The following is an 8,561-nucleotide window of genomic DNA, read 5'->3' on the forward strand; positions in this document are numbered from 1 at the left end:
TCGTCACTGATACCGGCAGCTCCCCGCGGAGCTGCCGCTCGTGCGTTCAGGCCCGGTTCACGCCCGGTTCAGGGCCGCGTCGGTGACCGCGCCGATCCGCCGGGCGGCCTCTGGGGAGAGCATCCGCTCGTGGTCGCACGGCACTTCGTGTACCGTGAGTGGTCCGTCCAGGTGCGGGTGCCAGCGAGCGACGAGTTCGGCGGCCGGAGTCTCCCGCTGCTCGCCGGTGGCGACGAACAGGGTCAGCGCTCCGGTGAAGCGGCCCGGCGTGAACACCCTTGCCAGATCGATGTGCCGGCGCATGATCGTGGTCAGCCGGCGCAACTCCTCCTCGGTGATCGCGGTCCCCGCGGCGTGGTGTTCGACGAAGGCGGCGCGGACCTCTTTGTCGGAGGGGTTCGGGTCGTGCGGAGCCACGGGGTAGATGTCCAACGCCGCGAGGAAGGCGACGCGTTCACCCGCGGCCTGGAGCTGGACGGCCATCTCGTGCGCGACCAGACCGCCGAAGGACCAGCCCAGGAGGTGGTAGGGACCCTGCGGCTGCACTTGCCGGACGCGCGCCAGATACGTGGCCGCGAGCGCCGGTACGTCCCGGGGTCGCTCCCCCTCGTCCCCGTGCGGTGCGATGCCGTCGGACTGCAGCGCGTACACGGGTCGGGCCGCGTCGATGTGCGGGGCCAACTCCGCGTACGGCAGCCCGAAGCCGACGCCGCCGTGCACGCAGAAGAGGGGCTCCGCGGTGCCGGCCGGTCGGATGGGCAGGACGGGCGCGGTCATGGCGGACGGGAGTGTGGCAGGTGCCCGCAGGGTGGTGGGCCGGGCGGCTGCGGCGAGAGCCGCCACCGTCTTGTGGGTGAAGACATCGGCCAGCGAGAGGGTGAGCCCGGCCTTCGCGGCGCGGCTGACCACCTGCACCGAGCGCAGGCTGTCGCCGCCCAGCGCGAAGAAGTCCCCGTCGACGTCGACCTGTTCGAGGCCGAGGATCTCGCCGAAGACCCCGGCGACGACCTGCTCGGCGGCCGTGCCCGGTGCGTGTACCGGGACGGGGGCGGCGGCGCCGGTTCCGGCCGCCGCCAGGGCGCGGGTGTCGAGTTTGCCGTTCGCCGTCAACGGCAGCGCGGGCAACGTGACCAGGGACACGGGCACCATGTGCGCGGGCAGCGTCTCGGCGGCGAACGCGCGCAGCACCGGCACATCCACGGCCGCGACGCCGGGCACGGGTACGACGTACCCGATCAGTTGGGGTTCCCCGGTGGGCGTGGGCACGACGGCGACGGCGGCCTGGGTGATCACCGGATGGCGGACGAGGGTGGCCTCGATCTCCCCCAACTCGATGCGGAAGCCGCGCAGCTTGACCTGGTGGTCGGAGCGGCCGACGTAGTCCAGGGCGCCGTCGGGCCGCCACCGCACGAGGTCGCCGGTGCGGTACATGCGGGTGCCCGCCGGCCCGAACGGGTCCGCGACGAAACGCTCGGCGGTGGTGGCGGCGCGGCCCAGGTATCCGTGGGCGAGGCCGGCCCCGGCGAGGTACAGCTCGCCGGTGACGCCGATGGGCGACAGGGACAGGCCCGCATCCAGGACGTACACCCGGAAGTTGTCCAGGGGGCGTCCGATCGGCGGCCTGCCCTCCGGAGTCAGCGGGTCGCTCCAGGTGGCGCAGACCGAAGCCTCGGTCGGGCCATAGGCGTTGCGCAGTTCGACGTGCCGGCAGAAACGATTGCTTACGGCGGGCGGGCATGCCTCGCCGCCGACCAGCAGAGTCATGCCCTCGGGCAACACCTCGGCGTCCGGGATGCCGGCGACGACGGTGGGCGGCAGGATCGTGTGGTTGACGCCGTGCTCCGCGATCAGGTCGGCGAGCAGCTCGCCGGACAGTCGGCTGTCGTCGGTGGCGAAGACGAGGGCGCCGCCGGAGAACAGCGAGGCGCACAGCTCCCACACGGTGGCGTCGAAGCTGAACGAGGCGAACTGCAGGACCCGCGTGTCGGGCCCCGCGCCCAGGCCCGAACGCAGGTTGGCGGCCAGGTTCGCGGCCCCCGAGTGCGGCACGGCGACGCCCTTGGGGCGACCGGTCGAGCCGGAGGTGTAGATGACGTACGCGGTGTCCTGCGGGGTCAGTGCCCGGGTGCGGTCGGCGTCGGTGGGGGCGGTGCCGGGCCGCTCGGCCGACTCGGCCAGGACGGCGGGGGCGTTCAGGACGAGCGGGACCGCGCCCCCGGGCAGGTCGGGGAGCCGGTCGGCGACCGCCGCGTCGGTCAACACCGCGGCCGGCGCCGCGTCCCGGAGCATGTACGCGATGCGCTCGGCGGGATACGCGGGGTCGACGGGCAGATAGGCCGCGCCGGTCTTGAGGACGGCGAGCAGCGCGACGACCATCCGCGCGGACCGGGGCAGGGCCAGCGCGACCACGTCCCCGGGGCCGATCCCGCGGGCCAGGAGGACGTGGGCGAGCCGGTTCGCCCGGGTGTCGAGTTCCGCGTAGGTGAGCCGGACGGAGCCGGGGCCGGCGGGTACGCCGTCGGGGGTGATCAGCGCCGGGTGGTCCGGGGCCTGGGCCGCGTACGCCTCGAAGAGGGCCGGCAGCGTGACCGGGGGCCGCGGGACGAGTCGTCCGCTCCGGTCCGACAGGAGCGTGCGGCGCTCTTCGGCGGTGAGCAGGTCGAGGGCACTGAGGGGGGAGTGGGGGGCGTGCGCGGCGGAGCCGAGGAGGGTGGCGAGGGCCCGCGCGAGGCGATCCGCCGTCGCCTCGGTGAACAGGTCCTCGCGGTAGTGCAGGCGAAGGTCGAGGCCGTTCGGCGCGCCGTCCGCGGTGGTTTGCTCCAGCACGTGGAAGGAGAGGTCGAATTTCGCCGTCACCGTGCCGACCGGCTCGACGGCGGCCGAGATCCCCGACAGTCCGGGCAGCGGGTCCGCGTTGTCGAACGCCAGCATCACCTGGAAGAGCGGCTGCCGGGCCATCGAACGCACCGGGTTGAGCTCCTCGACAAGATGCTCGAAGGGCAGCTCGGCGTGCGCGTACGCGGTCAGATCGCTTTCGCGTACGCGCGAGAGCAGGGCGTCGAAGGTGGGATCACCCCCGGTGTCGGTGCGCAGTACGAGCGTGTTGACGAAGAAGCCGACGAGGTCGCGGAGCGCGTCGTCGCTGCGCCCCGCGACCGCGCTGCCCAGGGGGATGTCGGTGCCCGCGCCCAGCCGGGTGAGCAGGGCGGCGAGTCCGGCCTGGACCGCCATGAACAGGCTGGCACCGCCGCGGTGCGCCAGCTCCGAGAGGCGCACGTGAACGTCGGCGGGCACCGTACACGCGACCTCCGCGCCGCGGTGACCGGCCCGCGCCGGGCGCGGGAAGTCGGTGGGCAGGTCCAGTTCTTCCGGGATGCCCGCCAACACCTGGCGCCAGTGGGCCAGTTCGGAGGCGACCAGGCTGTCCTCGTCGGCCTTGGCGCCGAGCAGCTCCCGTTGCCACAGGGCGTAGTCGGCGTACTGCGCGGGCAGCGGCGCCCACCGCGGCGCGCCGCCCGCGAGCCGTGCCGCGTAGGCGTCGGCGAGATCGCGGGTGAGCGGGCCGAGCGACCAGCCGTCGGCCGCGATGTGATGCACCGTCAGCGCGAGCACGTGGCAGTCGGGCCCGATCGTGAACAACCGGACCCGCAGGGGCACTTGGGCGGACAGCTCGAAGGGGTGGACGGCCTCGGCGGCGAGCGCGTCGGCGAGCGCGGCTTCGGTGGCCGCGGTCGGGCCGGCCGGTGCCGAGCCCGGCAGGGTGACCTGTACCAGCCGCGCACCCGCCCGGTCCGCCTCGTCGGGGGAAAGGATCAACTGCGAGGGCAGCCCGTCGGCCTCGGCGAACACGGTGCGCAGGCTCTCGTGTCGGGCCACCACGTCGCGTACGGCGGCCGTCAGCGCCCCGGCGTCGAGCGGGCCGGTCAGGCGCACGGCCAGCGGGATGTTGTACGCGCCCGAAGGGCCGTCCATCTTGTCCAGGAACCACAGGCGCTCCTGGGCGTAGGACAGGAGCACCGACGACGGGCGACCCGGCACGGCGCGCAACACGGGGCGTCGATCACGGGACACCGTCGTGGAGCGCGCGTCGCCGGAGGCCGGCCCGGCGTCGGCCCCGGCGAGGGCCGGGGACAGGGTGCGGGCCAGCGCCTCGGCCGTGCGGGCGTCGAACAGGGAGCGCACCGGGACGTCCACGCCCAGGGCGGCGCGCAGCCGGTTGGTGACCGTGGTCGCGGACAGCGAGTGGCCGCCCAGGGCGAAGAAGTCGTCGTCGGCGCCGACACGTTCGAGCCCGAGCGCCTGCGCGAAGACCGCGCACAGCAGTTCCTCGTGCTCGCCCACGGGAGCCCGCCCGGTGCCCGCGCGCTCGTCGGGCGGCGCGGGCAGGGCCTTGCGGTCGGTCTTGCCGTTCGGGGTCAGCGGCAGCGCGTCCAGGGGAACGTACACGGCGGGGACCATGTGCGTGGGCAGCACCGCGGCGACCCGCTCCCGCAGCCGGTCGGTATCGGTCCCCGCCGGTACGACATAGGCGACCAGGCGGGTGTGCCCCGCCCGGTCGGCGGCGGCCGTGACGGCGGCCTGCCGGATGCCGGGTTGCGCGGCGAGCACGGACTCGATCTCGCCGAGTTCGACGCGGTGGCCGCGGATCTTGACCTGGTGGTCGCTGCGCCCCGAGTACTCCAGGGCGCTGCCGGTGCGGTCCCAGCGGACCACGTCCCCGGTGCGGTACATGCGCGCGCCGCGCGGCCCGAACGGGTCGGCGACGAACCGCTCCGCGGTCAGGCCCGGCCGGTCGAGGTAGCCGCGGGCGAGCCCGGATCCGGCGATGTACAGCTCGCCGAAGGTGCCGTCGGGCACCGGGCGCAGGGCGCCGTCGAGCACGTACACGCGCGTGTTGGCGAGGGGGCCGCCGATGGGGGGTGGGCCGGGTTCGTTCGGGGTGTCCGCCGTGAGGGGCGCGGCCGTCGACCAGATCGTCGTCTCCGTCGGGCCGTACACATTGGTCACGGACGCGCAGTGCGCGGTGAGCGTGCGCGCCAGCGGCTCGGGCAGCGCCTCGCCGCCCACCAGGGCCCGCAGACCCGCCAACCGGGGGGCGTGGTCGGCGGCGAGGGACTCCCACAGGCTGGGGGTGGCCTGCATCAGGGTGGCGCCGAGGTCGGTGACGGCGGTGGCCAGGACGGCCGGGTCGCGCACGGTCTCGCGGGCGGCGACGAGCAGTTCGGCGCCGGCCGCGAGCGGTACGAACAACTCCAGGTTGGCGATGTCGAAGCCGAAGGTGGTGACCGCGAGGAACCGGTCCCGGGCGGTCACCGCGAAGCGACCGACCATGTCGTGGACCAGGTTGGTCAGCGCGCCGTGCGGCACGACGACGCCCTTGGGGCGGCCGGTCGAGCCCGAGGTGTAGATCACGTACGCCGGATGGTCGGCGTGCGGGGCCGGAACAGGCCCCTCCCCGAGGACCACGGGCGCGGCGGGTACGGACCCCGGCTCGTCGAGAGCCCACCACTGCCCCGTGCTCGTCTCGTCGTCGCCCATGAGGAGTTCGCGCACCCGTCGGTCGGTGAGGGTGACCACGGGGGCGGCGTCCGCCAGCATGTAGCGCAGCCGGTCGGCGGGGTAGTCGGGGTCGAGCGGCAGGTAGGCCGCGCCGGACTTGAGCACGGCCAGGGCGGCCACGACAAGTGCGCAGGACCGGTCGAGCGCGATGGCCACCGTGCGCTCCGGGCCCGCGCCCGCCGCACGCAGCGCACGAGCCAACTCGTCGGCTCTGGAAAGTAGTTCGTGATAGTCGAGCCGCTCGTCGCCGCAGCTGACGGCGGGTGCGTGCGGGGTGTGCTCGGCCCGGGCGTCGAGCAGCGGCGCCAGCCAGTGACCGGGGAGCGGCACCCCGGTGTCGTTGCGCCCGTCGACGATGCGCGCCCGCTCCGCCCGGTCCAGGATGTCGAGTCGGCCGCAGGGCACGTCGGGCCGGGCGACGGCGGACTCCAGGAGCCGCGCGAAACGCCGCCCGATCCGGTGGGCCTCGGCGCGCGTGACCACCCCGGGCCGATGATTGACCGCGAGGCCGAGCGGGGTTCCCGGAAAGACCGTGAGGGTGATCGGGTAGTGGGTGGCGGAGCGGATGTCGACGCCGGTCACCAGGGAGCTCGCGGTCGCGGTGTGCGGCATCGGCCCCATCGGATAGTTCTGGAACATCAGCGCCGTGTCGAAGAGTTCACCGCGCACGGAGGTGAGCTGCTGCACCTCCGCCAAAGGCAGGTGCTCGTGCGGCAGAAGGTCGGCCTGGGCCCGCTGCACCGCGGCGAACAACTCGGCCGGGGTACGGGACGGGTCGACGTCGACGCGGACCGGCAGCGTGTTGGCGAACAGGCCCACCATGTGCTCGACATCGGGGATCTGGGCCGGCCTGCCCGACGTCACGGCGCCGAACAACACCGTGTCCTGGCCGGTCGACCTGGACAGGAGCAGCGCCCAGCAGCCCTGCACCACCGCGTTGACGGTCAGGCCGCGCGAGCGGGCGAATCGGACGAGGTCGGCGGAGACTTCGGGGGAGAGGTCGAGCGGTACCGACTCGGGCAGCGCGCCCCGGTCCTCGGCGTGGGCGTGGCCCACCGGGACGAGCCGGGTCGGTTCGGTGACACCGGCCAGCGCCCGCGCCCAGGCCTGCCGGGCGGCCGGCTTGTCCTGCGCGCCGAGCCAGGCCAGGTAGGCGTGGTAGGAGGCCGAGGCGGCCCCCGTCGGCGAGGGGTGGGCGGACCCCGACTTCGACTCCTCGACCAGCGCGCTCAGTTCGCCGATCAGCGAGACCATCGACCAGCCGTCCACCAGGATGTGGTGCACCGTCCACACCAGGCGGCAACGCCCGTCGTCCGCCCGGATCAGGGTGAACCGGTGCAGCGGCGGCCGGGCCAGGTCGAAGCGGCGCAGCCGGTCCTCCTCGGCCACCCGGTCGAACTCGGCCTCCACCGACGCGGCCCGTCCGCTCCCGGCACCGACCTCCACCTCGCGCCACGGCAGCGACACCGACTTGGGGATCATCTGGATCGCCTCGCCGTTCTTGCGGTGCCGGAAGCATGCCCTCAAATTCGAGTGCCGCTCCAGCAGCGCGGTCGCTGCGGCGCGCAGCGCGGCGGCGTCGGCGTCGGTCGTTTCCCGGAAATCGAGCACCAGCTGGATGGTGTAGACATCCGTTCCCTCGCGGTCGTACTCCGAAAGAAAGAGCAGTCCCTGTTGCAGCGGCGAGAGCGAGAGGACTTCGCTGATCGCGGACGGCCGATTCAAACCGGACTCCTCGCGGAAGAGCTGGACAGGCGGAATGACAAACATAGGCCGATCGCGCTGACACTCAAGTGACCGATAACTGACGGGCCACTGACGCATCTTGCGAGGTGGGCGGGGCGCTCGTGACGCCGCCCTCGTCAGCAGTCCGTCAGCACCTCGTCAGCGCACGGCGAGAGGCTGGCCGTCCAGGCTAATTGGTTGCCGAGGGCCAGGAGTCGCCAGTGCCGGTTATTTCCGCGTCGCATGAATTCGAGGTAAGCGACCTCTTCGTGAATTTACAGCCGCTCTTCGGGCGTCGTCTCTTTCTGAAGGTCGAGGGATTCAACTTCGCCGGATCCATCAAGCTGAAGGCGGCCCGTGAGATCGTCGCGCAGGCGGAGGCCGCGGGTGTGCTCGGCCCCGGCTCGACCCTCGTGGAGTCCTCGTCCGGGAACATGGGCGTCGCCCTGAGCGTGCTCGCCGCGAACCGGGGCTTCAGGTTCCTGTGCGTGACCGACTCCCGGTGCAACGAGGTGACCCGGCGCACCATGGAGTCCTTCGGCGCCGAGGTCCACGTCGTCACCGAGCCGCACGAGACCGAGGGCTTCCTCGGCGCGCGGATCCGGCACGTGAAGGCGCTGCTCGCCGCCGACGACAAGAAGGTCTGGCTCAACCAGTACCTGAGCCCGGGCAACTGGATGGCCCACTACCGGACCACCGCGCCGGCCATCGCCCGCCAGTTCCCCGACCTGAACGTGCTGTTCATCGGCGCCGGCACCACGGGCACCCTGATGGGCTGCGCGCGCTACTTCCGGGAGCGGCGCCCGTCGGTGCGCGTGATCGCCGTCGACAGCGTCGGCTCCGTCACCTTCGGGCGCCCCGCGGCCACCCGGCACATCCCGGGCCTCGGTACCAGCGTGCGCCCGCCGCTCCTGGACGAGTCGCTGGTGGACGCCGCGATCCATGTCGAGGAGGCGGACACCGTCCGTACCTGCCGCGAGTTGATGCGCCACGGGTTCCTCTTCGGCGGCTCCACCGGAACCGCCGTCAGCGGAGCGCTCCACTGGCTCGACGAGCACTACGGCAACGGCACCGCCGGCGCACCCGACCAGGTGACCGCCGTGACCATTTCGCCCGACCTGGGCGAGCGCTATATGGAGACCGTCTACCGCGACGATTGGGTGCGCGATTCGATCGGCCCGGAAGGTCTCACGGCAGGCGTCGAATACGCGGACATCGGGTCCGAATTCACCGCCGGACTCGAAACGATTTCCGGCTGACCGCGGACCGGGCGGTAC

Annotated in this window: 2 protein-coding genes; one reads left to right on the forward strand and one right to left on the reverse strand. The window is 73.1% G+C overall.

What is annotated here, in order from left to right; all coding sequences use genetic code 11:
* Positions 1–57: 57 nt before the first annotated feature.
* The gene (locus ACMXN5_RS18645; RefSeq protein ID WP_439676215.1) at positions 58–7,284 is read right to left on the reverse strand and encodes an amino acid adenylation domain-containing protein; all 7,227 of its coding nucleotides are present in this window, start codon (positions 7,282–7,284) and stop codon (positions 58–60) included.
* 221 nt (positions 7,285–7,505) lie between these two features.
* Here ACMXN5_RS18645 and sbnA point away from each other — a divergent pair, with 221 nt between their 5' ends.
* Positions 7,506–8,543, forward strand: coding sequence for a 2,3-diaminopropionate biosynthesis protein SbnA (gene sbnA / locus ACMXN5_RS18650; protein ID WP_439676216.1), 1,038 nt, complete (start codon positions 7,506–7,508; stop codon positions 8,541–8,543).
* Positions 8,544–8,561: the final 18 nt, after the last annotated feature.

The sequence above is a fragment of the Embleya australiensis genome, from assembly GCF_051903075.1.
Taxonomy (GTDB): Bacteria; Actinomycetota; Actinomycetes; order Streptomycetales; family Streptomycetaceae; genus Embleya.